The sequence below is a fragment of the Nitratireductor luteus genome, from assembly GCF_026162365.1.
In the GTDB taxonomy this organism is placed as follows: Bacteria; Pseudomonadota; Alphaproteobacteria; order Rhizobiales; family Rhizobiaceae; genus Chelativorans; species Chelativorans luteus.
Window position 1 is genome coordinate 42,353 of the sequence record NZ_JAOANW010000009.1, and the last position, 24,811, is coordinate 67,163.

20 protein-coding genes and 2 pseudogenes are annotated in these 24,811 nt (G+C 60.0%); 8 read left to right on the top strand and 14 right to left on the bottom strand.

Annotated features, from left to right (window positions below):
* Position 1: 1 nt before the first annotated feature.
* The 4 genes from N1058_RS14260 to N1058_RS14275 all read right to left on the bottom strand — a co-directional run bounded on the left by N1058_RS14260 (position 2) and on the right by N1058_RS14275 (position 4,280).
* Entirely contained in the window at positions 2-1,225 is a 1,224-nt protein-coding gene (locus N1058_RS14260) for a CaiB/BaiF CoA transferase family protein (protein WP_265518257.1), read from the bottom strand.
* A 189-nt stretch (positions 1,226-1,414) separates the two neighbouring features.
* Positions 1,415-2,701: a TRAP transporter large permease gene (locus N1058_RS14265; RefSeq protein WP_265518259.1), complete on the bottom strand. Its 1,287-nt coding sequence runs from the start codon at positions 2,699-2,701 to the stop codon at positions 1,415-1,417.
* Complete coding sequence (locus tag N1058_RS14270) at positions 2,698-3,207, bottom strand: TRAP transporter small permease (protein WP_265518260.1); 510 nt, start codon at positions 3,205-3,207, stop codon at positions 2,698-2,700. Before N1058_RS14270 ends, N1058_RS14265 begins: the two co-directional genes overlap by 4 nt.
* Positions 3,208-3,272: 65 nt before the next feature.
* A complete protein-coding gene (locus tag N1058_RS14275) occupies positions 3,273-4,280 on the bottom strand; it encodes a TRAP transporter substrate-binding protein (RefSeq protein WP_265518261.1) in 1,008 nt (335 codons plus the stop codon).
* A gap of 232 nt (positions 4,281-4,512) precedes the next feature.
* On the opposite strand from N1058_RS14275, the gene N1058_RS14280 reads away from it, so the two are divergent.
* Positions 4,513-5,541 (top strand): LacI family DNA-binding transcriptional regulator, encoded by a 1,029-nt coding sequence (locus tag N1058_RS14280; protein ID WP_265518262.1) that lies wholly within the window; start codon positions 4,513-4,515, stop codon positions 5,539-5,541.
* A 154-nt stretch (positions 5,542-5,695) separates the two neighbouring features.
* Here the strand turns inward: N1058_RS14280 and N1058_RS14285 are convergent.
* The 10 genes and pseudogenes from N1058_RS14285 to gcvA all read right to left on the bottom strand — a co-directional run.
* A pseudogene (locus N1058_RS14285) lies at positions 5,696-6,085 on the bottom strand (RraA family protein); the annotation flags it as partial.
* Between the two features lie 358 nt (positions 6,086-6,443).
* The gene (locus N1058_RS14290) at positions 6,444-7,811 is read right to left on the bottom strand and encodes a Glu/Leu/Phe/Val family dehydrogenase (protein WP_265518503.1); all 1,368 of its coding nucleotides are present in this window, start codon (positions 7,809-7,811) and stop codon (positions 6,444-6,446) included.
* A 242-nt stretch (positions 7,812-8,053) separates the two neighbouring features.
* On the bottom strand, positions 8,054-8,932 hold the full coding sequence (locus tag N1058_RS14295) for a phosphonopyruvate hydrolase (protein WP_265518263.1): 879 nt from the start codon (positions 8,930-8,932) through the stop codon (positions 8,054-8,056).
* A 15-nt stretch (positions 8,933-8,947) separates the two neighbouring features.
* Positions 8,948-10,168 carry a pyridoxal phosphate-dependent aminotransferase gene (locus N1058_RS14300; protein WP_265518264.1) on the bottom strand — a complete coding sequence of 407 codons (1,221 nt, stop codon included), beginning with the start codon at positions 10,166-10,168 and terminating at the stop codon, positions 8,948-8,950.
* Between the two features lie 64 nt (positions 10,169-10,232).
* Positions 10,233-11,210: an extracellular solute-binding protein gene (locus tag N1058_RS14305; RefSeq protein ID WP_265518265.1), complete on the bottom strand. Its 978-nt coding sequence runs from the start codon at positions 11,208-11,210 to the stop codon at positions 10,233-10,235.
* A 16-nt stretch (positions 11,211-11,226) separates the two neighbouring features.
* Positions 11,227-12,867: an ABC transporter permease gene (locus tag N1058_RS14310; RefSeq protein ID WP_265518266.1), complete on the bottom strand. Its 1,641-nt coding sequence runs from the start codon at positions 12,865-12,867 to the stop codon at positions 11,227-11,229.
* Positions 12,864-13,943, bottom strand: a complete 1,080-nt coding sequence (locus N1058_RS24130) for an ABC transporter ATP-binding protein (protein ID WP_265518267.1) — start codon at positions 13,941-13,943, stop codon at positions 12,864-12,866. The genes N1058_RS14310 and N1058_RS24130 overlap by 4 nt, the downstream gene beginning before the upstream one ends.
* Positions 13,944-14,184: 241 nt before the next feature.
* Positions 14,185-15,111, bottom strand: coding sequence for a LysR substrate-binding domain-containing protein (locus tag N1058_RS14320; RefSeq protein WP_265518268.1), 927 nt, complete (start codon positions 15,109-15,111; stop codon positions 14,185-14,187).
* 938 nt (positions 15,112-16,049) lie between these two features.
* A complete protein-coding gene (locus N1058_RS14325; RefSeq protein WP_265518269.1) occupies positions 16,050-17,225 on the bottom strand; it encodes an aminotransferase in 1,176 nt (391 codons plus the stop codon).
* Positions 17,226-17,231: 6 nt separating this feature from the next.
* Complete coding sequence (gene gcvA, locus N1058_RS14330) at positions 17,232-18,233, bottom strand: transcriptional regulator GcvA (RefSeq protein WP_265518270.1); 1,002 nt, start codon at positions 18,231-18,233, stop codon at positions 17,232-17,234.
* Positions 18,234-18,402: 169 nt separating this feature from the next.
* Between gcvA and speB the strand changes: the two genes are divergently transcribed.
* From speB to N1058_RS24245, 7 genes and pseudogenes are all read left to right on the top strand, one after another.
* Entirely contained in the window at positions 18,403-19,464 is a 1,062-nt protein-coding gene (speB, locus tag N1058_RS14335) for an agmatinase (RefSeq protein ID WP_265518271.1), read from the top strand.
* Between the two features lie 69 nt (positions 19,465-19,533).
* Positions 19,534-20,622: an ABC transporter substrate-binding protein gene (locus tag N1058_RS14340; RefSeq protein ID WP_420847991.1), complete on the top strand. Its 1,089-nt coding sequence runs from the start codon at positions 19,534-19,536 to the stop codon at positions 20,620-20,622.
* Between the two features lie 174 nt (positions 20,623-20,796).
* Entirely contained in the window at positions 20,797-21,834 is a 1,038-nt protein-coding gene (locus N1058_RS14345) for an ABC transporter ATP-binding protein (protein ID WP_265518272.1), read from the top strand.
* Complete coding sequence (locus N1058_RS14350) at positions 21,831-22,685, top strand: ABC transporter permease (protein ID WP_265518273.1); 855 nt, start codon at positions 21,831-21,833, stop codon at positions 22,683-22,685. Before N1058_RS14345 ends, N1058_RS14350 begins: the two co-directional genes overlap by 4 nt.
* Positions 22,682-23,485 (top strand): ABC transporter permease, encoded by an 804-nt coding sequence (locus N1058_RS14355; RefSeq protein WP_420847992.1) that lies wholly within the window; start codon positions 22,682-22,684, stop codon positions 23,483-23,485. Before N1058_RS14350 ends, N1058_RS14355 begins: the two co-directional genes overlap by 4 nt.
* A complete protein-coding gene (locus tag N1058_RS14360; protein ID WP_265518274.1) occupies positions 23,482-24,258 on the top strand; it encodes a carbon-nitrogen hydrolase family protein in 777 nt (258 codons plus the stop codon). The genes N1058_RS14355 and N1058_RS14360 overlap by 4 nt, the downstream gene beginning before the upstream one ends.
* A 225-nt stretch (positions 24,259-24,483) precedes the next feature.
* Positions 24,484-24,699: pseudogene (locus N1058_RS24245) on the top strand (IS6 family transposase); the annotation flags it as partial.
* Between the last annotated feature and the right edge of the window lie 112 nt (positions 24,700-24,811).

Here is a 24,811-nt window from a genome sequence, read left to right on the forward strand (position 1 = left end):
CTTAAGCATCGACGCGTCCTTCCGTCTTGGAGGCGTCGACCTGACGCGCGACCACTGCGCCGCTGCGAACCAGTTCGTCGATCTCGTCCCCGCCGAAACCGTGCTCGTTCAAGATTTCGCGCGTATGCTCGCCGATTTCCACGGCAAGGACACGCAGTTCAGGCACCTGCCCGTCATATCGGTTGGGGTGATTGACAAGATGAATGCGTCGTCCGCGCACGGTGACCTCGCGGAAAACCTGCGCGTGTTGAAGCTGCGGGTCGTTCAGAAGTTCATCATAGTATCGTATCGGCGCCCACCAGATGCCGCGCGCATCGAAACGCTCAGCCAGCTCCGACGCGGTGAACTCGGCTGTCGCGGCGGCAATCATGCGCGCATAGGTGTCGCGCTCGACATAGCGGTCGGCATCGGCGTTTTCGCGCAACTCCTCGCTTTCCAGCGCATCGGCCAGCACTTTCGGATCGCACAGCGAAATGACGATGTGCGCATCCGATGTCGGATAGATGCCGTAAGGCGCCTCATGGAACCAGGTCGCCAGGTTCTTTTCCCGCTTGAGAACGTCGCGCGTCTTATTGCCGGCCAGAAAATTGACGATCGCCTCGCCCTGCAAGTCGATACCGGAATTGATAAGGCTGGCCTCAACCCGCGTACCTTTGTTTTCGCGATGACGACGCACCAAGGCGCCCAAAATCCCCATCGCCATCAGCGCACCGCCATGCTGGTCGACAATCGCCGCTCCAACGGCAGTCGGGCCGACGGCCGGATTGCCGGTCACGCTGGCCAGACCCGAGCGCGCCTGAATCAACAAATCCTGGCCAGGCGACAACGCCATCGGCCCAGTGGAGCCGAACCCGCTTGCGGACGCGAAGATCAGGCTTGGATTGCGGCGCTTCATCTCGTCCCAGCCAAAACCGAGGCGCTCGAAGACTCCTGGCCGGAAATTCTCCATCACCACATCCGCCTGCTCGATCAGCCGCCAGGCAACACGCTTACCCTCATCCGACTTAAGATCGATGGCGACCGAGCGCTTGTTGCGGTTCGCGCAAAGAAAGAAGCCACTGACGTCATCGACGAAAACATTGGCACCCGACCAATGCCGCTCATGGGCTCCGCCTACCGGCTCCGCCTTGATCACATCGGCACCCATGTCAGCCAAATATTGCGCGGCAGCCGGCCCCTGGAGAAAGTGGCAGAAACTGACGATGCGCACGTCGTTCAACAACATGAAAAGCTCGCTCCCTGATCTTTTCGGACTTGTCTCGCCCGTTAAAGAAATCGTTTTCTCATATTCCCGGTTCACCGTCAACTACTGGGCCGCGGAAGCCGCTGCGGCAGGCGGCTTCACCCCATCCCCGGCGCCCATTTCAGCGATCCACGAAGATAATTGCGAGTACGCGCCCTGCCCGAGCCGCCATCAAATGAATCTCGGCATGAGAAGCTTTGGCAGCCACAAAGAGAGCGCAGGAACAAAGATGACGGCGAGGATGACGAGAATCATAAGGGCGAGGAAGATGAACATCTGCGGCATGACCTTGACGACGGAAACCTTCGAGATCATCGAAGCGACGAGCAGGCAGAGCCCATAGGGCGGCGTTACAAGGCCGAGCGCCAGCGTCATGATCACGACGATGCCGGTCTGCACCGGATGGGCGCCGGAGGCTTCGACTAGCCGTGACACGATTGGCATGAAGATGATGATGGCCGGCACCGCATCGAGAAAGGTTCCAAGCACGAGAAAAAGCGCCATGATGGCGATGAGGGTCGCTTCCGGTGACCCGAGCGCCGGCTCGGCAAAGTGTACCGCCATGTCCGGCACTTCCAAAAAGGCCAGAAGCCATCCGAAGAAGGAGGCGGCCGCGACCGCCAGCAGCGGCAGCGAATAGTTCACGACGGTTTCGCTCAGCAGCCTGGGAATGGAGCGGATCGGAAACGAACGGTAGACGATGAAGATGAGGAAAGCCGTATAGACCGTCGCCACCATGCCCGCTTCGGTCGCCGTGAACTGGCCGGACAGCACGCCGCCCAAAATGATCGCCGGCACAATCAGCGGGCCAATCGCCGCGCGGCCGGTGCGCCCAATCTCGCCGGCACCCTTCCACGGTTCAGCCGGGCTGCCATAAGAAACCGCATGCACGAACGAGTAGACCATCTGCACCAACCCGACGAGGAGGCCCGGAATGGCACCAGCCAGGAACAGCGCTCCGATCGAGACATTGCCGGCGGCGCCGTATATGACCATCAGGATGCTGGGCGGGATGATCGCGCCCATTGTCGAGGAGGCGGCCGTTAGCGCCACCACAAACGGCTCCGAATAGCCGCGCGATTTCATCGACGGGATGAGAATGGCGCCAACACCTGCCGTATCTGCCACCGCCGATCCGGACATGCCGGCAAACAACATGCTGACGACGACATTGACATGGGCAAGACCGCCCTTGATGTGGCCAACGAGCGCCATCGCGAAATTCATGATGCGGTCGGTCACTTCGCCCGCGTTCATCATCTGGCCGGCGAGCAGGAAGAAAGGCACAGCAAGCAGTGGAAACGAGTTCAGTCCCTCATACAATCTAGAAATGGCGACGATCGGATTGAGCCCCTCGATGAAGACGACGAGAAAGCCCGAGAGCCCTAGCGCCATGGCGATCGGCACGCGCAGCAGAAGCAGAACAAAAAAACTGGCGAAAAGAACCGTAACGCTCATTCCCCGGTCTCCGGCAGAGTGTTGCACGCAGCGCTTTGCGCGCGGGACGGATTTGCAATCAGATCGGCCAAATTGCCAAGAGCGAAGACGAACATGATGGCGGCAGAAACCGGAATCGCCGAATAGACGTAAATGCGTCTGTATCCGAGCATCATGGAATATTGTTTGTAACCCGACAGGGCAAAATTCAGCCCGTAAAAGGCAACGAGCACGATAAAGCAGAGCACCAGAATATAAGCTGTCGCTTGCAAGATCATTTCGGCGCGTTGCGAGCGAAACGCGACGAGCTCCACCGTGAAATGCATGTTCTTGCGCACGCCGACGGCAGCGCCGAGAAAGACCGACCAGACGAACAGCGCCAAGGCGATATCCACCGTCCACAAAATAGGCAGCTCGATGATTTCCCTGAACACCACGTCGAGAAAGACCAGGATGATGAAGGAGGCGAGCGACACCGCACAGAGGGCGCGCACCAAGGCTTCCAATGCGTCGAAAAACTTGATCATGGTCAGACCGTCCGCGAAGAAAAATGCCGGCGCCTTGACGCCGGCATCGTTTCAAGAAACGAGCGCTATCGCAGCTCGCGGATGCGCGTCAGCACATCCTGCATGCCCAGCTCCTCCGCCGCGCTGTCCTGGATCGGGGCGACTTTCTCCACGAAGCCGTCCGTATCGACTTCATTGACCTGAACACCGGAATTGGCGACCAGTTCTTCAAGCATGTCGGCGTCGGTTTTTGCCGCGTAATCGATCGACAGGTCCGTCGCCTCCTTGCCGATCTCCAAGAGCGTGTCCTGCTGGTCGGCCGTCAGGCTGTCCCAGCGCGACTGACTGATGAACACGAAACCGACGAGCCATTGGTGGCCTGTCAGGCTGTAATAGGGCGCCACCTCGTAGTGCTTGTTGGCAGCATAGACGGCCGCCGCATTCTCGGCGCCCTTGGCAAGGCCGGTCTGAAGCGCCGTGTAGACATCGGAGAACGGGATGGAAAATGGCGAAGCGCCGATCGCGCCCCAAACCTGCGATTCGATCGGCGATCCCATGACCCGCAGACGCAGGCCATCGACATCATCGACCATTTCCACCGCGCCGACCGCGTTGTAAAGGTTGCGCACGCCCGCCGTGATCGTCGCCACACGCTTCATGGCAACGTCCGATTCGGCGATCTTCTCATCGATCAGCGCGTTAAGCGCCTCGTCGTTCAGCGCCTTACGGAAATCCTCCTGCGTCGGGAAGATATAGCTGACAGAAAAAAAGCCCATCGATGGCACGAAGGTAGAGGTCCAGGCCGAGGCGGCGATCGCCATGTCCTGCACGCCTGCCATCACCGATTCGAGCATTGGCACCTCCTCGCCGAGCTGGGCGGCGGGGAAGATCTTGATATCGAGGCCCTCGAGACGCTTATCAGCCTCTTGGGCAAAATGGTCCGCGACCGCGTGGTAAACGTGATTGGTCTGCTGGTTATGGCCGAAGCGCAGGGTCTCCCCCTGTGCCACCGCGACCGTGAGCCCCATCGCGGCGAGCGTCGTCAGCGCGACCGCCAACCTGCGCCCGGTCATTTTTGCCGTGTGAAACACCATGATTTCTCCCTCCCTATGTTTGGACAAGCAGTCTCGCTTGGCCCTTCCGAAAACTCCGCACTGCGTTGCGGGCTCTCCTCTGCCGCGATGAGACGCGTCCCGCTCGGATTTAAGAAAACGTTTTCTCAAGCATATGAAGCCATGTCAATGCCCTATCGAAAACTCCAAGCGTACTTTACGCTTGCGAATTTAGATGTAATAAATCGATTTCAAGAACAGCAGGAAATCACGAGTGCCAAGTCCTTCCAGCGAAAAGACCAAACTGGTCGATGTGGCAAAGCGCGCTGGATGTTCGCCAGCCACCGTCTCGCGCGTCCTTAACAACAATCCCAAGGTCGGCCGCAACGAACGCGAACGTGTGCTCAAGGCCGCCGCGGAGCTTGGCTATGTACCCAACGGCTCTGCCCGAGCACTTCGCTCGACCCGCTCACGCCTGGTCGGCACAATCATCCCCACGCTCGATCATGCAATCTACGCCATCATGGTCAGCGGCCTTCAGGCCCGCCTGGCCGAAGGCGGTGTATCATTGATCATGAACACCTCCTCATATGACCTCAACATGGAGTATGAACAGGCGCGGCTACTGGTCGAGCGCGGTGTCGAAACAGTCGTTCTGGTCGGCTCGGAACACAAGAGCGAAACCATTGAGCTCCTGCAGCGGGATCGCATCGGATACGTCTTCACATACACCTGCCACGCCACCGGCGACGCCGCCGCGATCGGCTTTGACAATAAGAAGGCGGGGGTAACTGCCGCAAACTATCTTCATAGCCTCGGCCACCGGACATTCGGCATGATTGCCGGCATCACGAATGGCAATGATCGCGCCCGCGAGCGTCGGGATGGCTTCCTTGCTGGTCTCGCGTCCCTCGGCATCGGGAAGGAAAGCATCGGCGTCGTCGAGGCTCGCTACGACTTGGGTAGTGGTAAGCAGGCGATGCAGGCCCTGCTGCAATTATACCCCGATCTCACGGCCGTTTTTTGCGGCAGTGACATCATCGCGGCCGGCGCTCTCAAATACTGCCAATCGCGTGGCATCCGGGTGCCCGAGGACTTGTCAATCATAGGTTTTGATAACCTTGAAATCGCGACCCTGACCAGCCCCGAACTTACCACACTCGAGGTACCAGCCAGGGAAATGGGCACTCTTGCAGGGGAGTATGCCCTCACAGGTCCTGAAGAGCGGCACCTAATGCGTGAGCGAGAACTGGATGTTCGTCTCATCGTGCGGTCCAGCTCCGGCGCGGCAAAATCTGTGTGAACGAAACCGGCCAAGGAGATGAGAACAGGGCTCGGCGCAGATGCGGCATCGGGCTGAGGCACAACTCCTTTTCCCAAGTTGGTTTGACTGCCGCAGCGGTCTCAAGTTCTCGGGAGCCACGGCAGCAATCTTTTCATCGCCCGTTTTCAGCGCGCTACGCGGCAAAGCTGGCCTCGAATTCAGGGTTGGTGCAGGGATAAAGCCCGATGATGGACGTACCGGTCTTGACCAGACCAACGACGAAATCCTCATAGATGGTCATTTCGGTCGCTTCGCTCGCCACCTCTTCGGCCAGATGCGCAGGCACAACAATCACGGAATCCTCGTCACCAACGATGATCGCCGGGAAAGACAGGTGCATCACCGCAAGCGGTGGGCTGGTGATCGCGATCGCCTCGTTGTTCGTCAAATTGGTCGGGCTCGATGGCCGGGTGTGATAGGCTGGAATATCGAGTTCGCCGATCCGCGCCGCGTCACGGAAGCCTCCGTCGGTCACGACACCTATCGCCCCGCGCATCATCAAACGGGTGATCAAAATATCGCCCGCAGACGCAGCCTCCGCCTGTTAGCCAGCTAGTGCCAAGGACCAATCGTCTCTTGGCTCACGATGGCCGCATGCCTCTGTTTGCAGTCTTGGGTCACTGCTTTGAAGGGTGTATGAATCTTCATCTACCCGCCTCACCCGCCGATGGCATCGCACGGCTCGTGGCGTACGCCACCGTGCCAGACCTTCCCTTGGTGGCGATCGCGGCGGTTTCCCGTTCGCATGTTCTTACGCCCTGTTGGCAGCGAGTTTGGCGTGGTTTGGCACTTGGGTTCCCGGTTCTTCTACGATTGCTGGTCCTGTTATGGTGGCAGGCCTGCGTTGCCCCGAGACCCTTGGCCTTGAGCCTTTAGCGCCATCAAATCCCAATCGCCTCGTACAGCCCCTTGATGCGCGTAAGAGCGAGGACGTATGCAGCGGTACGGAAATCGGTCACGGCAGGGTTGTCGGCCAACAGAACCGACATTCGGGCATAGGTCGCGCGCATCTTTTCCTCAAGACCGGAGCGCACAAGATCAAGCTCAGCACCACCGGTGGCGAAGGCGGTCTTGTGCTCGGGAGCAAACTCGATATTGAGCGCATGCTCCAACCCTTCGATCAGTCTTGCTTGTTCGCGCTCGCGTTGACGGCGCTGCATCAGCCCGAAGGGCATGTGCGTGATGTTCTTGACCCATTCGAAATAACTGACGGTGACACCACCGGCATTGGCGAAAAGGTCGGGGATGATCACGACTCCCATCTCGTTGAGGATGTGGTCCGCCGCGTAGGTTACGGGTCCATTCGCCGCTTCTACGATCAACTGAGCTTTGATCCGCTGAGCGTTGCCGGAATGAATGACGCTTTCGAGCGCGGCGGGAATGAGAATGTCGCACGCGCGTTCCAAAGCCCCGGCGCCGTCCGGGTCGTAGTCGCCACCGCCGAAACCCTTGACGCCGCCACGGCTGTCCACATGCGCCTTGAGAGCTTCGACATCGAGGCCATCCGCTTTGCCGACCACCCCGTCCCGCTCAATCACCGCGATGATCCGGCAACCATCTTCGGCGAGGAATTTTGCCGCATGATATCCCACATTGCCCAAGCCCTGGACGATGACTCGGCATCCGTCGAGGGATTTGGGCAGTCGGGTGCGTTCTCGATCGCGGTCACTATTGAAGAACTCTCGAATGGCATATTGCACGCCCCGACCTGTGGCTTCGACACGCCCCTCAATGCCCCCAGCCGTTACCGGCTTGCCTGTGACGCAGGCAGCGGCATTGATGTCCCCTGGATGGATGCGCAGATATTCATTGGCCATCCACACCATGGTTCGCTCGGACGTCCCTACATCCGGCGCCGGCACATTGATGGCGGGACTCAAGAAATTCTGCCGCGCCAATTCCTGGGCGAAGCGGCGGGTGATGCGCTCGAGTTCGGCGTCAGTCCAGTCTGCCACGTTGATCTTCAGAGCCCCCTTCGAGCCTCCAAAGGGCAGATCCATCAGGGCACACTTATAGGTCATCAAAGCCGCCAGGGCCTCGACCTCGCTCTGATCGACGTTTGGTGCATACCGGATGCCGCCCTTGGCCGGCGCCGGATGATTGGTATGCACCGCTCGCCAGCCCTCGAAAGTGAACATCCTGCCGCGCAACCGCACGCCGAACCGGGTGATATAGGTCTCGTTGCAAATGCGGATCTTCTCGGCCAGCCCATCCTGCATCGGCACCAGTTCCACCGCCCGGCGGAACATCGCATCGACATCGGACAGAAAGCCGCGATGCGCGGGATCTGTTGCCGCATCGTCCAAAACAGCAAGGTCCTGCAATTCAGTCTCCCGAACGATCAGCGTCGTCTTATGCAAGCGTGAAAGAAGTGCGTGCTGAGAACGCGCGCAGCGTCATCTGAATGTCCTACGCGCGTATAATTGTTCCTTCCGATTGCCACCGTGTCCACCGCGCCGGGCGGGCACGGCCGTGGAGCGGAATCGCCCGGTCAGCGCAGGAAGCGCTTTTCGCTTTCCGTCACCTGATCCATTCTTTGCAGGCGAAAGATTTCGGAAACAGGGACAATCTCCGCGTCGGTATTCTGAATGCCGCCATCCTTGATGATCTGCGCAAAGACCTGCCGCATGCCGGTGACGGCTCCACGCACCGCATGATTGCCATAGATCAGGATGCCGACTTTCTTCAGGGCCTTGGCGCGCGCCTCGGTCATCTGCGGGTAGGCGGTGGGCACGATGACGATCGGCGCGTTCCCGTCCCAATTGTTGATGAAGCTCTCGATCTCGTCGGGCGTCTTCTGCTTGGAATGAATGAGGATCATGTCGGCACCAGCCGCTTCATATGCGCGCGCCCGTTCCAGGGCTTCCGTCTCGCCGCGGCCGGCGATCAACGCTTCGGTGCGCGCAATAATCAGGAAATCGGAATCCTTGCGCGCGCTGACGGCGGCTTCGACCTTACCCTGGAACTCGGGAATGGAGACCAGTTCCTGCCGGCCGCCCTCGATCAGTGATGTGACCTTGGGGAACATCTTGTCTTCGATCACGACGGCGGCGGCCCCGGCGGCTTCATACTGCTCGATCGTATAGAGCACGTTGATCGCATTGCCGTATCCGGTGTCGACATCGGCCACGATCGGCAACGAGGTGCGCTCCGCCATATGGCGCATGTTGGTGAGGTGCTCGGCCATGGAAACCAGCGAAACATCGGCCAGGCCCATTGCGGCCGAATACTCAAACCCGCTGGCCCAGATACCGTCGAATCCGGCTTCCTCGACCAGGATCGCAGAGAGTGGATCGTGCGCGGCCATCACCCGCGCCATTTCCCCCTTGGCCACAATCTCGCGCAGATTTTTGCTTGTCTTTCGCATCATTTGAACCTTTCAGGCCTAAGCCACGTCTTGCGGGGATGGGAATTTGGACACTGCTTGCCCGATAGCGGCGCAAGCCTTTTTCAGATCGTCTTCGGAGGACGCATAGGAGATGCGGATGAAACCGGCGGCGAGGAAACCCGAGCCGGGCACGACCGCCACGCCGGCCTCCTCCATGAGGTACATGGCAAAATCCATGTCTGTCTCAAGCCGTTTGCCAGAGGGCGTGTCGCGGCCAAGAAGCTTCTGGCAACCGACAAAGACATAGAACGCTCCGTCCGGTGTACTGCATTCGAGACCCGGGATATTGTTGATCAGGTTCACGACGAGATCCCGGCGCACCTTGAAGGCATCGCGGAATTCACGAATGAAACTCTGGTCGCCGTTGAGGGCTTCGACGGCCGCGTATTGGGAAATCGAGCAGGTGTGCGAGGTCGATTGCCCCTGCACTGTGTTCATGGCCTTGACAAGTTCGATCGGGCCGCCGGCATATCCAACCCGCCATCCTGTCATGGCGTAGGATTTGGAGACACCATTGACGGTCAGCGTGCGCGAGGCGAGATCGGGGGCTGCTTCGGCCATCGTGCTGAACTCGGCCTCGCCATAGACCAGATGTTCGTAGATGTCGTCGGCCAGCACCCAGACATCGGGGAAATCGCGCAGCACCGCCGCAAGATCCTCGAGGTTCTGGCGCGTATAGACTGCTCCGGTCGGATTGGACGGCGAATTTAGCATCAGCCATTTCGTTTTCGACGTGATGGCCGCACGCAGATCGTCGGGCCGCATGATGAAGCCGTTCTCGACACGGGTTTCGATCGGCACGGGAACGCCGCCCGCTAGTTTGATCATCTCCGGATAGGACACCCAACACGGCGTGGGGAAGACGACCTCGTCGCCCGCATCGAGGCTTGCTACCAGGGCGTTGAACAAGAGCTGTTTTGCGCCACAGCCGACGGTAATCTGGTCCGTCGTGAAGTTCAGCGAGTTCTCGCGCTGGAATTTTCGCACCACTGCTTCGCGCAGTTCGGGAATACCGGCGACAGCCGTATACTTGGTGCGCCCGGCATGGATGGCATTAATGGCTGCCTGGGAGATGTTTTCCGGAGTGCCGAAGTCCGGCTCTCCCTGGCTGAGCGTGATGATCGATTTGCCCTCAGCCCGCAAAGTCGCGGCAAGCGCCGTCATGGCTTTTGTTTGCGAAGGTTTTACCGCCGACAATTTGGCAGACAGGATACCCATTTTTCGGTCCTTTGGATTTGAAGGAGAAGGGCCGGTTCTACCCGGCCCCAGACTTGCGGAGGCCTCAGTCCCGAGCTTCGGTCCAGAGGTTGAGCAGCATCTCGCGGTCGGACGCCGCCTTGCCCTGATCGATATCGACGATGTTGATGTTGTTCATGAGCGGGAGACCGCTCGATTTGAGGGCATCGTCAAGGTCCGCGCGCGAGGGACGACGGAAGGTCAGGCCAACCAGGCCTGCCTGAATGTCATGCGACAAAAGCAGATCGTAGACGCGCTTGGCGTCTTCGGGATGCGGCGCATTCTCGATCAGAGCCAGCCCCTCAGGCGACAGGAAGGTGCCGTCGGAGGGATAAACGAGTTCGATCTCTTCCTGGCCACCGGCGACGTAGCGCTGCGCGGCGTATTCCATTGTCATTCCGACGGCATATTCACCTTGCGCCACCGAGCTGTATGCCCCGCTGGTCGAGCCTTGAAGCTCAACGACACCGGCGAGCTTGCGGACGCCTTCCTCGCCATAGAGCGTGTAAATCCCATAGAGCTGAGCGTAGGCGGAGCTGGAATTGGCGGGGTCAGCCATCGTGACCTTGCCTTTCCAGCTTTCGTTGAGAATGTCCTCCCAGCTTTGCGGGACATCGCCCTCGATCACGTCCTCATTGATCATCAGGACCATGACGTGGGTGTTGGTTCCGGTCCACGGATCGTCCTCCGCCCTCAATGCGGGCAGTAGGTTGTCCACTTGCGGACTGTCATATTTTACGAAGAGATCGGCGAATTCGGCGAGGGTCGAAAAACCGCTGCTCCAGAACAGATCCGCAACATTGGCATTCTTTTCCGCTTCGATACGGCGCAACAGTGTGCCGGAACTGCCCGCAATCACGTTGATGGTAATGTCGGGAGCTTCCTCGCGCACCTTGTCGAGGACCATCGCCACCGAGTCCTCGCTGTTCGATGTATAGAGATTGACTTCGCCAGCTGTCGCGATCGGGATGCCGACCAATGAGAGGGTCGCTGCCGTGGCAAGGTTCAAAAGTGCCTTTTTCATTTTGTGCTCCCTGGGGTTAGGACGAAAACAATTTCACCTTCATCACCCGGATCCCGAAGAAGACGGGTACTAGGATGATGATCATGTTGATGACGCCGAACGCGGAGGCCCGCGCCATCAGATCACTGCTGATGAGCCGGAAAATCTGGATGGGAAGCGTCTCTTGCCCGGCCTGATAGATGACGACGCTGGCGCTGAGTTCGGCCACGGTCGTCACCCATGTCAGAATGGCCGCGGCTGCAATTCCCGGCGCCATCAACGGCAATACCACGTTGAAAAAGGTGCGGCCGGGAGGGACGCCTAGGCTGACGGATGCTTCCTCTAGCGAGTTGGAAATATTGTGCAGATTGGACGACGCATTGCGCACGCCGAAGGGCAGCCGCCGCAGCATCATGGCGAGCACCATGATCGCCGCCGTTCCGGTGAGGACGAGTGGTCCGGAATTGAACCCCTGGGCCAACGCGATACCAAGCACCGTTCCCGAGATGGTAAGCGGCAAAAGCAGCAGGTAATCCAGCGTCGAACTGAGCGCGTTCCGCTTCTTGACGAGGAGGTAGGACACCAGTGTCGCGAAGGTCACGCCGAAAAGCGTGGCGAGAGAGGCAAATCTCAGCGAGTTGCCGATGACACCGAGGTTGAAGTCCAGGATACGGGTGTAGTTGTCGAGGGTGAATTGCCCCCAATACATGACCGGGCCGCGTGCATAGGTGAAAGAGCCGGCGAGCACCACAAATGCGGGCAGCAGAGAAAGGACGATAATCAAGCCGGCCGAACCGCCGGCCAACAGGGACTTCCAGCCCTTGAGCTTTGCCCGTGGCGGCGTGCGGCCGGCCACCATCTGGTAATCGCGCTTGCTGATATACCAGCGCTGGAGGAACAGGACCGACGCCACAAGAAGGATCGAGACCATCGCCAGCGTCGACTGCATGGTCGGGTTGCCCCCAAGCTCGCTGATGAAGCTGCGATAGGTCAGGACCGACAGGAGCGGTACGCGCTGACCGAGCGCGATGGAAATCGCGAAGTTCCCGACGACCAGCGTGAAGACGACCAGTCCCGACGACAAAACCGCCGGTAGGATGGTGGGGAAGACGACCCGGATGTATGTCGGCAGCGGTGCCGTGCCGAGGCTCTGGCCGGCTTCCTCAAGGCTGTGGTCAAACCCGCGCAGTGCGGCAAGCGCGGCCAGGAAGATGTGGACGTAGTAGGTGAGCGTCATCACATAGATGAGCCCGAACCAGCCGTAAAAGCGCGGAAACGGTATTCCCAGCGCATCGAACAGGTGCGTGATCAGTCCGTTGTTGCCGAAAACCATGATCCAGGACTGTGCCGAGATGAGCTCCGGAATGATCAGGACCGACAGCGGCAGGAGGAACACGATATTGGAGAAGGGAATTTCGAAGCGTGCCACGATGAAGGCGAGAAACACGCCGACCAGCGTACAGATAAAGGTGACCGCGATCCCGAGGATGATCGAGTTCAACAGAGCTTCGAGATAGCGGCCTTGCGTGAGAAAGATGACAAAACCCTCTGTCGAGAAGGCGCCCTTCTCCCCGATGAAGCTGCGCAGCAGGACCCCTAGGATCGGATAGGCGATGAACAGAAGCAGAAAGCCGAGGGCGAACAGGCTCAGAAGCCCCCAGGGCAGGAAACGGTTCATGACGACGCCTCCGGCACAAAGAGGCATTTGTCATTGAACGAGATGATGACCTCGTCGCCCCGCCCCAAGGGGGTGGCGGCCAGTTCTCCAAATGTCTCGACATTGACTTCCTCGCCACCGCACAGAACGACCCGGTAGCTCGTTCGGTAACCCTGGAACTGTAGCGATCGCACGCGCCCGGCGACTTCTCCTTCACCGGGTGCGCCAGAGGCCTTGCGGATCCCGAGATTCTCCGGACGGGCAACGACAAGATATCTGCCATCGGCAGCTTCGGACATCGTCCGGCCCGTCACGATTGTCCCATTGACCTCAAACCGGCCCACCTCTTCGGTCTGGTTGCCCATCGGCCTGGCTTCGAGCAGGTTGGCCGAGCCGACAAAGCGTGAGACATAGGCCGTTCGCGGGTTGCGGTAGACCTCGTCCGGCGCCCCGCACTGGTCAATGCGGCCATCTTTCATCACCGCGATCTGATCTGACATGGCCAGGGCTTCTTCCTGGTCATGCGTCACGAAGATGGTGGTGGTCTTGGTTTCCAATTGCAGCGAACGGATCACGTCGCGCATCTGCACGCGTAGTGCGGCGTCGAGATTGGACAACGGCTCATCCATCAGAAGAACCCGCGGACCGATCACGAGCGCGCGGGCGAGCGCCACGCGCTGGCGTTGACCTCCGCTCATTTCCGTTGGCAGCCTGTTACTCAGGCCGCCAAGTCCGACCCGCTCCAGATATTCGCCAACCTTGCGCTTGATTTCGTCATTGGGCCTTCTGCGCGCGCGAAGGCCGTAGGCAACGTTCTCGAACACCGATTTGTCGGGGAAAAGCGCGTAATCTTGGAAGACCATGCCGATTTCGCGCCGGTGCGGCGCGACATGCGTCACATCCTCTGCACCGAAATGCACCCTGCCGGCTGTGGGCGCGACAAATCCCGCCACGACACGCAGCAGGGTTGTCTTTCCGCATCCGCTCGGCCCGAGCAGCGTGAAGAAAGTTCCGTCGGGAATCCGACGGCTTATGCCTTTAAGGACTTCGACGTGGTGATAGGATTTCCTGATGTCACCTAAAACGAGTTCCGTCACGCCTACACTCCCAGGTTCCCCAAGCCGGCTTTCGTCCGAGCCTGAGGACTCCCCTACGGAGAGGGCAGAGAGAATGAAAGCAACAGAAATTTACCCTTGTGTTAGTATAACTAACGAAGGTGGGAAGATTTTTGCCGGAAATAGTGGAAAATATTCCAGAACATTAAGTTTTAATGACAGTTTGACGACCCAAAGATGACAGCGATCTGAAGGCAGGACGTCAGCCTTATCCGATCCCGTGTTAGGAATAGAGTTCCCATTCGACGTCCATGCCATCGGGGGTACCGTTTGGAACGCGCCGCATCAGCCAGTCGAGAAGTCCTTCTATATTGCGGATGCTCCGGTTCTGCTTGTCGTAAAGGGCGAAGAAGCCCGACCCGATCACAACGACGTCCGGACAGAGGTTGACCAACCGCCCTTCTTCGAGCTCCTGCTCGACGAAGGCGCGCGGAGTCAGGCAGATGCCGGCTCCGTTCTTGGCCGCGGCAATGCTCAAAAAAATGTGGTCGAAGACCTGGCCCTTCAGGGTCTGGCTCGATTCGATGCCAGCCTTGCGAAACCAGGTCGGCCAGGCCGATATCCGGCTTCTGATATGGAGCAGGTCGTAGTTCAGCAATTCCGACGCTTCGGCAACATGCCGATCCTCCAAAATCCTCGGAGACACAACGGCTATCGTTTCGTCTTCCAGCAGGCGCGTGCACACCATTCCCGACTGCTTCATCGGATATCGTCTGATGATCAGGTCGTTGTTTTCGGCCTCGTTGCGCAATTCATCGGTCGTCGATGTCTCTATCCGCACCTCGATGGTGGGGTAAGCACGCTGAAAATCAGCGACCCTCGGTATGAGCCACTGGGTGGCGAGGGTCGGCGTCGCGTTCACGCGCACCCTTTTTAACGCGCCCGAGCTTGAAAGATTTTCTGACGCGACGGCGATTAGATCGAGACTTTGCTTGATGTCCTGCAGGTAGTTTCTCGCCTTGGGCATCAGCTCCAGCCCGTTGCCCTTTTTTCTGAAGAGCTTTTGATTGAAATATTGCTCGAGCGCCTTGATCTGCTGGCTGACGGCGCTGTGACTCACATTGAGTTCGTCGGCCGCCCTGGTGACGCTCTCATGTCTGGCAGTGGCCTCGAAAGCCTGCAGCGCCTTCAGCGGGGGTAATCGTCGCATCGCGGGATCGTCTATATTTCTAACAAGCTCACCTTATGCCGCCCGTGGGTCCCCGACAATCACAGACTTGCCAGTCCACTGGACACAGCAGCAGGCTGTCGCTCCAGCCGATCAGGTCCAAATCGGGGTAGCTGGCGTAATCAACGATCTCCCCGGGGCACGCGAAGATTGGCTCGATTTCGCTCACTTGCTGCACGGGAATTGCACGGACATCTCATTAATATATTGAAATTTCCGTGTTTTTCGTCCAATCCATCATCGGTGCGACGGCAAACCGTGGCCCAGAGTAATTCATATCCGCGCGCGCATTCGTCCTGACAATATTTCTTCTCCAATGCGCCGTTCAGATGCTCGTGCTAAATATAGCCGTCATCCCCCTCCCCCGCCAGTCTGTTGACACCAACATAGTCCAAGCGGAAGAGACACTTTCAAAATCGATCAGCTATCGGTCCGAAGCGGTGAAGCGGTCATCGGGACACGTTGCTAGAAGCGACCGCTTTGCGCCTGATATCGGTCATTAAGGCTCGGAGATGAAGCCCGCGAAAGCAGACACTCGCTTTCGAATTGGTCGAAGTGCAGGAGGAAGGCAAGTCGCCGCAGAAACCTGCGGTATTCGCCGAAAAACGTCGCTCAGCCTCCGGTTCGAACCCCGGCGCGACTAAGTAGCGACCAGTTCGGCGATTTTGGCCGCGACTTCCGCCATCGACACTTCTGCAGTGCTCAGCCCGGCTCGGGAGGCTAGCAGGAGGCTGACCTGCTCAAGCTCTTCATAGGTCGTTCCGTGAACAACCGGGACGAGCCGCTCACGCCGGAGGAGCGGGGCTCGATCAATGCATCATCGAACACGGGATCAACAGCCCCGCCCCCTTACAGAACCTTCAGCGCGGTGCCCGTCTCCCAATATCTGCGGCAGAACCGGCGCTGATCTCTGCTCTCCCTTACGCCAATGTAAATCCTTGCAGACGCTCGCGTAGCATAGAGACGGTGGCGACCGTCGCATTGGCGAAGGCGAAGCGGAGATACCGCTCTTGACCGGGACCGAAAAACTCGCCTGGGATTGTGACGATGCCGGTACGCTTCGCCAACTCTTCGGCCACGCGGACAGAACTCACTCCCTCGAAGGGATGGCGAACGAAGGCGAAGTAGGCGCCAATCGCCTCAACCTGCCAGGCCATTTCTCCCAATGTTTCGACCAGGGCCTCAGCGCGAGCCGCGATCTCGGTCCGGTTTGCCCGTCTCCACTCGACTAAGGCCGAAAGACCTTTGGCGACGGCTGCTTGCGGCGCCCGCGATGCGCAGATCTGGAGGTTATCCATGATTTTACCGATCTGGACCACGACAGGCTGGTCCGCCACCACGGCACCGAGGCGGTGGCCGGGAATGCAGAAGGATTTGGAGAAACTATAGAGCTGGATCAACGCCTCGTTCCAGGCGGGTGCCGAGAAGAGCCTATGCGGCCTTTCGGTGCCAAGTGCTAGGAAATCGCGATAGGTCTCGTCGAGAATGAGCCACACGCCGTTCCTGTGGCAGATTTCGAAAATCGCATTGAGAAGCGCCGGCGGATAGACCGCACCCGTCGGATTGTTGGGCGAGACAAGCGCGACTGCCCGCACCTTCGGCCCGAGCGCCTTCTCGATCGTTTTAGGATCGGGAAGGAAACTCCGCTCCGGCAGGCAATCGACGGTCCGCGCCTCGATTCCCAGCATCCTGAGCGTCGTCTCATGGTTAAAATACCAGGGATTGGTCACCACGATCGCGTCGCCTGCCGCGGCGACGGCCATCACGGCGGCAACGAAGGCCTGATTGCAGCCGGAGGTAATGTGGACGTTTCGTGCAGCAATATCCGCGCCGTAGAGCGCCGAGACATTGAGCGCGTAGGCCGTGCGCAACGCCGGCTCCCCCTCGATATCGCCGTAACCCGCATAGGCCTTGGAAGCAGCCGCTTCGCCAAGCCAGCGCAGCAGATCCTTGTGCGGCGGATAGCCCGGAACGGCCTGTGAAAGGTCAATCAGCGGCCCATGCCTGCCCGAATAGGCGCGCGCCCAGCCCTGCACGGAGGGGATCGGCGGCGGCGAAAGCTCCGCAACGAGCGGATTGGGGACCGGCAGGGGCATGATGATCTATTTCCTTATGGATCTAAGCTTCGCGGCGCGTCGCGAAATTCGCCTGGTCTCGACGGGCTTCCCCGTCGCCCGGCGCAGTGCCCGTCGGGCTGAGCTTTGCGGCTCTGCCCGGGCATCGTCTTCCTCGAGCGCGGCAAACAGCCAGTCGATGAACACGTTGACAATCGGTGCCGCCCTCAAATCCTTCCGGCAGGCGACATAGAAGGCGTCGACAGCCGGCACGGCGAGATTGAAGGGGGCGACGAGTTGTCCCTTGGCCAGAAGGCTCGCTGCCGTCAGGGTGTCGCCCAGCGCAATGCCAAGACCATGCACCGCCGCCTCGGTTGCAAGGCGCGCGTCGGACATATGCAACTGCGGTCCGCGCTTCAGGTCGAGCGCGTCGGCCGCTGCAAGCCAGGTATGCCACTCCCGTCCGTCGTCGGCATGGACCATCACATGGTCGCTCATGTCGCGAATGGTACGGATCGGGCGGTTGTTGATCAGCGTCGGACTGACGACGGGAAACAGGTCAAGTGATGTCCATAGCTTGACCCAGCTATCGGTCCAGTTCCCGTCCCCGTAAAGAATTGCCACGTCGACATCAGGCGAGTGGACGTTGCCGGGATCGTTGGATGCATCGAGCGTCAGCCGAATTTCCGGATATTGGGCGATAAAGCCGCCGATACGCGGGATGAGCCAGAGCGACAGAAGCGCGGGAACGCAGGTGACAGACAGGGAACCGGAAGTGGTCGGCCGCGTCATGCGCGCCGTCGCCGTCGCGATCTCCTCGAAAGCAGAGGCGACCGCCGGCAAGAGTTCGGCGCCATGCCCCGTCAACTTCAGACGCTGGCCTGCCCGCTCGAACAGCTTCACGTCGAGCGAAGCTTCGAGCGCGCGGATCTGATGGCTCACCGCGCCATGGGTCACGTTCAATTCCACCGCCGCCTTTGTCAGCGAACCATGCCGCGCCGCCGCCTCGAAGGCGCGCAGCGGATTGAGCGGAGGCAGGCGTGTGGCCACGGGGGGGGCCTTTTGTTAGTTTTTCTCACAGTGATCCCTATAACAATATCAATTGCATTTTCAACTGCTCTGCACCACCATTCAGCGATCTTGAACATTGTCGACTGGTCGGAACCGCCCGCGAGGTAGCGTCCAATCCACCGGTCAAGGCAAGCGGGGAGGGAACTGAATGGCCTGGGACCACGCGAAGCTCGAAGCACTCAGGAAGAAATATGGCGAGGGCCATGGCGGCGAGCTGTTCGACCCGCGCTTCCGCCGCGTCGCCGACAAGATTTTCTCCGAGTCCGGAACACGCTTGGCGCCCTATGCCGGCATTCCAACTTTCCTTTCGGCACCCTATCGACAGGTCGATCCCGCCGCTCCCGATCTCACCAACCTCCACGTCGCCCTCCTGGGCGTGCCCATGGATCTCGGTGTGACCAACCGGCCGGGCTCACGCTTCGGCCCGCGCGCGGTTCGTGGGATCGAGCGCATCGGCCCCTACAACCACGTGCTCGACTGCGCCCCGGCTTTCGACCTCAACGTGGCCGATATCGGCGACGTGCCCTTCGCCAGCCGTTACCGACTGGAGCAGTCACACGAGGATATCGAGCGTTATGTGCGCAAAATTATCGACGCGGACGTCGTGCCACTCTCTGTGGGTGGCGATCATTCGATCACCCACCCGATCCTCAAGGCTGTGGGCAGTCAGCAGCCAGTCGGCATGATCCACATCGATGCCCATTGCGATACTGGCGGCGCCTTCGACCAGACCAAGTTCCATCATGGCGGGCCGTTCCGCAACGCGGTCCTTGACGGTGTTCTCGACCCGACCCGCACCATCCAGATCGGCATTCGCGGCGCGGCCGAATATCTTTGGGAGTTTTCCTACGAATCCGGCATGACGGTGATCCACGCCGAAGAAATGTCGGCTCTTGGCATTCCCGCGATCATCGAAAAGGCGCGAGAAGTAGTCGGCGACGGTCCGACTTATCTCTCCTTCGATATAGACAGCCTCGATCCGGCCTTCGCGCCTGGCACCGGCACACCGGAAATAGGCGGACTTACCACGCGCGAGGTGCTGGAGCTCCTGCGCGGGTTCAAGGGCGTGAACCTTGTCGGCGGCGACGTGGTCGAGGTCGCGCCCCAATATGATGCGACGGCCAACACCGCGCATGCCGGCGCGCAGGCGCTGTTCGAGATTCTGAGTCTCATGGTCTTCAGCCCTGCGGTGAACACAAAACAGGATTGAAGCGGAAATATTATAAGAAACAAAAGGGAACCGGGCTGAAAAACGGCCCACCTAGAGGAGAACAAAAAAATGAAGGGAATTCACAAGATGGGTATCAGCCGCCGCAAGATTCTGGCTGCCGGCCTGACCGGCGTGGGTATGCTTGCCGTGCCGTCCATTCTCCGTGCGCAGGACAGGTCGCTCAAGGTCGGCGTCTATGGCGGCTACTTCAAGGACTCCTTCGACGAGAACATCTTTCCGGAGTTCACCAAGGCCACCGGCATCGCCGTGGAATCTGTGGCCGAGCCGACCGGTGAAGCCTGGCTGGTGCAACTCGAACAGGCCGCCCGCGCCGGCCAGGCACCGGCAGACGTCTCGATGATGTCTCAGGTGGCGACGCTGAAAGGCCAGGAGACGGAGCTCTGGACACCACTCGATCCCGCCAAGATCGGGCACTACGACGACCTGCTCCCGCAATTCATTTCGAAGTACCCGGACTCCCGCGTGGCGGGCATAGGAGCCGTTGCCTGGTACATTACGCTGGTCACCAACACCGATACTTATCCCGAGCCGCCTGATTCCTGGGCCGCGCTCTGGGATCCGGAAAACAGGGATAGGCTCGGCCTCCTCGCGCTGGTCTCCAATTCTTTCCTGCTGGAAGTCACCGCCAAAACCTTCATGGGCGGGACCGACTCGCTCGATACCGAGGAAGGCCAGCTTGCGGCCTTCGAGAAGCTTGCCGAGGTGAAGCCCAATGTGCGGCTGTGGTATCGGGACGAGGCACAGTTCGAGCAGGCATTGAAGTCGGGCGAAATCCCGATGGGACAGTACTATCACGACGTCACGGGCCTTGCCGCAGCCGATGGCTTTCCCGTGCGTTCAACCTTTCCGAAAGAAGGCGGAATCCAGGATTCCGGCAACTGGGTTCTGACGCGCGCTTCGGACAAGACCGAGGAGGCGCATGTCTTCATCGATTATATGAGCCAGCCGGAGATCCAAAGCCTGATGTCGCGAAAGGTCGGCACCGCCCCCACGCTGAGACGCGACACGCTCGATCTCACAGACGAGGAGTTTTCGGCCGTGTCGTCGGAGATCGAGCCGATCATCCCCCGCTACGACCTCTACACGACCAAGTCCGACTGGCTGAACCAGAAGTGGACGGAGATGATCGCCGGGTGAGTACCGGCAAACAGGGCGGGCTGCTGAAGGCCCGCCCTCTCGCGACCCGTAATCATCGGCCCTCGCTTCGCTCGGCAAGGGTGCTGGAATATTTTGTCCACGCCAGGAGCACTTGCGAGCGGCCCCGTCCCCGAGCCAGTGCTTGAGAGACGATCGATTTCGATAGGTAATTCCATGTCAGGCCTGGTTTTCAACGATGTATCGAAGCATTTCGGCAACTTTGCCGCAGTCGACCGTGTCAATCTGAGTGTTCCTCACGGCACCTTCGTTTGCATGCTGGGGCCATCCGGCTGTGGCAAGACCACGCTGCTGCGCATGGTAGCCGGTCTCGAGGAATCTACGACGGGCACCATTCTCCTCGATGGGAAAGACATCACGCCGGTTCCCACGCACAAGCGCAATCTCGGCATGGTGTTCCAGTCTCTGGCGCTCTTCCCGCACCTTACGGTGGGTGAGAACGTCGCCTATCCCCTGCGCATCCGGAGTATGGCCAAAGAAGAGCAGAAGAAGCGCGTGGAAGAGCTTTTGACGCTCATCCACCTGCCCGGCTATGCCGAACGTCCGGTATCGAAGCTCTCCGGCGGGCAGCGCCAGCGCGTGGCGATCGCACGCGCCCTTGCCCTGTCGCCGCGCCTCTTCCTGCTTGACGAGCCGCTCTCGGCGCTCGATGCGAAGCTGCGCGAAGCCATGCAGGTGGAACTGCGACAACTCCAGCAGAAGCTCGGCATCACCACCATCGTGGTGACCCACGACCAGCGCGAGGCCATGACCATGGCTGACCTCGTGGTCGTGATGGGCGACGGGCGTATCCGGCAGGCAGCCTCCCCGATCGATATCTATCGCAAGCCGGCAGATGCTTTCGTGGCCGATTTCATCGGCTCGACCAACCTGCTCACCGTGGAGGCTGACAGCGCCGGCCGCGCTATCGTCCTGGGCCAGCCTGTTCCCGGCCTTTCGCTACCCAACGGGATGGCCAAGGGGCTCATCTCGATCCGACCGGAAGACGTGCATCTGGCGAAAAACGCCAACGGCGGCATTCGCGGGAAGGTCACCTTCATTCGCGATCTCGGCGGCACGATCGAGACCTTCGTCGATGCCAGCGGCACGACCATTGTCGCCGTGACCACGCCCCGCGAACGCGGCGATATCACGGCCGGTGCTGAGGTGAATGTGGTTCTTCCGGCGGACAGCTGCGTGGTCCTGAAACAATGAAACGCGAGCCGCCCCGCACGATCGCCGACTACGCTCCGTTGGCCTTTCCCGCAATCATGCTGATCGTCTTCTTCGTGGTTCCCTTCTCGACCATGATCGCGGTCAGCTTCTTCCGGCGCCAGCAGGGCGGTTTCTACACGCCCGACTTCGTCATCGACAATTATGCGCGCTTCCTGAGCGCCTTCTTCGGGGGCGTGCTCGGTTTCTCGCTGATGCTTGCGATCACGGTCGCCGTGATCTGCGTGGCGATTGCCTTCCCTTTCACCTATCTCCTGACCAAAGCCTCGCGGCGCGTGCAGATCGTGTGGCTCGTCTGCCTGCTCTCGGTGCTTTCACTATCGGAAGTCATCATCGGCTTCGCCTGGTCGACGCTGTTCTCGCGCACGGCAGGCATTACGAACCTTCTCGTCCCTCTTGGGCTGATGTCGGAATCCCAAGCCCTGCTGCCGGGCATCGGCGCGGTGCTGACCGGCATGGTCTACCAGGCCCTCCCCTACACGATCCTGGTGCTTTACCCCGCCCTGGTGCGACTCGACCCGACGCTTCTCGAGGCCGCACGCACATTAGGAGCCTCGCCGCTGCGGGGCTTCTTCGGCATCATAGTGCCAGCGCTGCGCAACACGATCGTCGCAACGCTGATCATGGTTTTCGTCTTCGCCCTTGGGTCCTATCTCCTGCCACAGATCCTTGGACGGCCCCAGCACTGGACGCTCTCGGTACACATTACCGACCAGGCGATCTACCAGTCCAACATGCCCTTTGCCGCCGCAATGGCAGTCTTCCTGGTGCTCATCTCGCTGGCATTGGTGGGGCTCACCTTGCTCGTCGGCGGACGCAAGGAGGTCGCATGATGGAAACCTTTCTGCGCCGGCTCGGTTTCGCACTTGTGGCGCTCTTTCTCGCCGGCCCGCTGATCGTCGTCGCCGGGGTGTCGGTCAACGAGAGACAATCCCTGTCCTTCCCGCCGCAGGGTTTTTCCATCGCCTGGTACAGCCAGATCTTCACCGATCCGGGTTGGCGCGCGGCCCTCATCGCCTCGGTTCTGCTTGCCGCCTTTTCCGCCGCGCTCGCCGTGATCATCGCACTGCCGCTTTCCTGGTTTCTCTGGCGGCGCGTGGCACCTTGGGCAAACGTCTTCCGCCTTCTCGGCGTGGCGCCCTTCATCCTGCCACCGGTCATCACGGCGCTCGGCCTGCTCACCTTCTGGGCCACCATTGGCTTCTACGGCCAGCCCTGGACCGCCGTCATCAGCCATGCAATCTTCTTCGTCACGCTGCCTTTGGTGACCCTCTCGCTCGGCTTCTCCTCGATCGACCGTTCTCTGGTCGAGGTCGCCGCGACCATGGGCGCCGACGAGCGCACGGTACTGCGCACAGTCGTCCTGCCGCTTATCCTACCCTATCTCATTTCGGGTTATGCCTTTGCCTTCGTGCTGTCGCTCAACGAGTACATCGTTGCCTATATGACCGTCGGCTTCACCATGGAGACGCTGCCCATCAAGATTTTCAACGCGCTGCGCTACGGCTACACGCCGACAATGGCTTCTGTCTCGATCTTCTTCGTGGCGATCGCGGCCCTCGTCTTCTCACTGATCGCCCGCTTTGGTGACCTGCCGCGGCTCCTGGGCGCGATGAGCTCGGAGGAAAAATGATGCGGATTGCGGCATTCCAGATGAAGGCGGGCGCCGTCGATCAGGCCGCCAACCTCGCCCGCATCGGGAATGCCGCACGCGATGCGGCGGCCGCCGGAGCGGAGTTCCTGATCACGCCCGAACTCGCCCTGCCGGGATACGGCGCGGGAGACGACATGCACCGGCTGGCCAGGCCGCCGGACGGCGAGATCGTCGCCAAGCTGGCGCTGATCTCACTGGAGGCGGGGATTGCAGTCCTTGCCGGCTTCGCCGAAGCAGCGAAGGGCTGCGCTTACAACAGCGCGGTCTTCGTTGATGGACGCCAGGAGCCTGTCATCTACCGCAAGTCCCACCTCTACAGCGACTACGAACGCAACCTCTTCGCCGCCGAGCAGCCTTCGGCCCGGATAGTCCAGCACGGCGGCATCCGGATCGGCATCCTCATCTGCTACGACGTCGAATTCCCCGAAAACGTCCGCCGCCTGGCACAGGCGGGCGTCGATCTCGTTGCTGTGCCAACCGCCCTGCCCACGAGTGACCATGCCGAGCTGATCGCGCGCAAGATGATCCCCGTCCGCGCCTTCGAGAACCAAGTGTTCGTGTCCTATGTCAATCATTGTGGTGCGGACGGCCTGTTCTCCTATGCCGGGCTTTCCACAATCGCCGCGCCCGACGGCAGCCTGCTCGCCGCAGCGGACGGCCCGTCCGAAAAGCTTATCTTCGCAGATATCCGGCCGCAGGACTTCGCCGCCTCGGCAGCCGCCAATCCCTATCTGCGCGACTTGCGCCCGTAATCCCACTGATCGTTTGCCAATAATCGGCGTGTCTGGCCCCTGCATGAGAGGCTTTCGTACGTCTGAGACGTCCGCTATCGCTTCCCGACGGCCGCAAGCGGACCTACTGCTCTCGGCCAAACCCGTCAACAAGCAAAGGGCCATCAAATCGGCCGTAGCTGTCTGGTTGATAAAGGCCGCGTGTTCGCTGGGTACAGTTCTTCTTCCGACCCCGCATAAAGGCCGAACATTCGCGCCGAGAATTCACATGTGCCGTGCGAAAGTGAGAACGAATGATGCAGGGCTTTCGATCTCCGGAAAGTCTGCAAAGCTTCGTCTCTGTCTTCTCAGCCCTTTGAAACCCTTCGTTCCACCCCGCAAACAACGTTCCGCATCCGAAATCGCGCTCACCGCCTCCAAGCGCTCGCGGAGTGGAGAGCTGTGGCGGGAGTCATGGCCTGAAATCAATTCGTAAGGCAGTATTCCCTCGGCACGCCCGGACGGCAGTTAAAGTAACATCGCCTGGCATCTACCGCAGCAAACTTCCCGCGACAGCCCTGTTTTATCGGTCGCC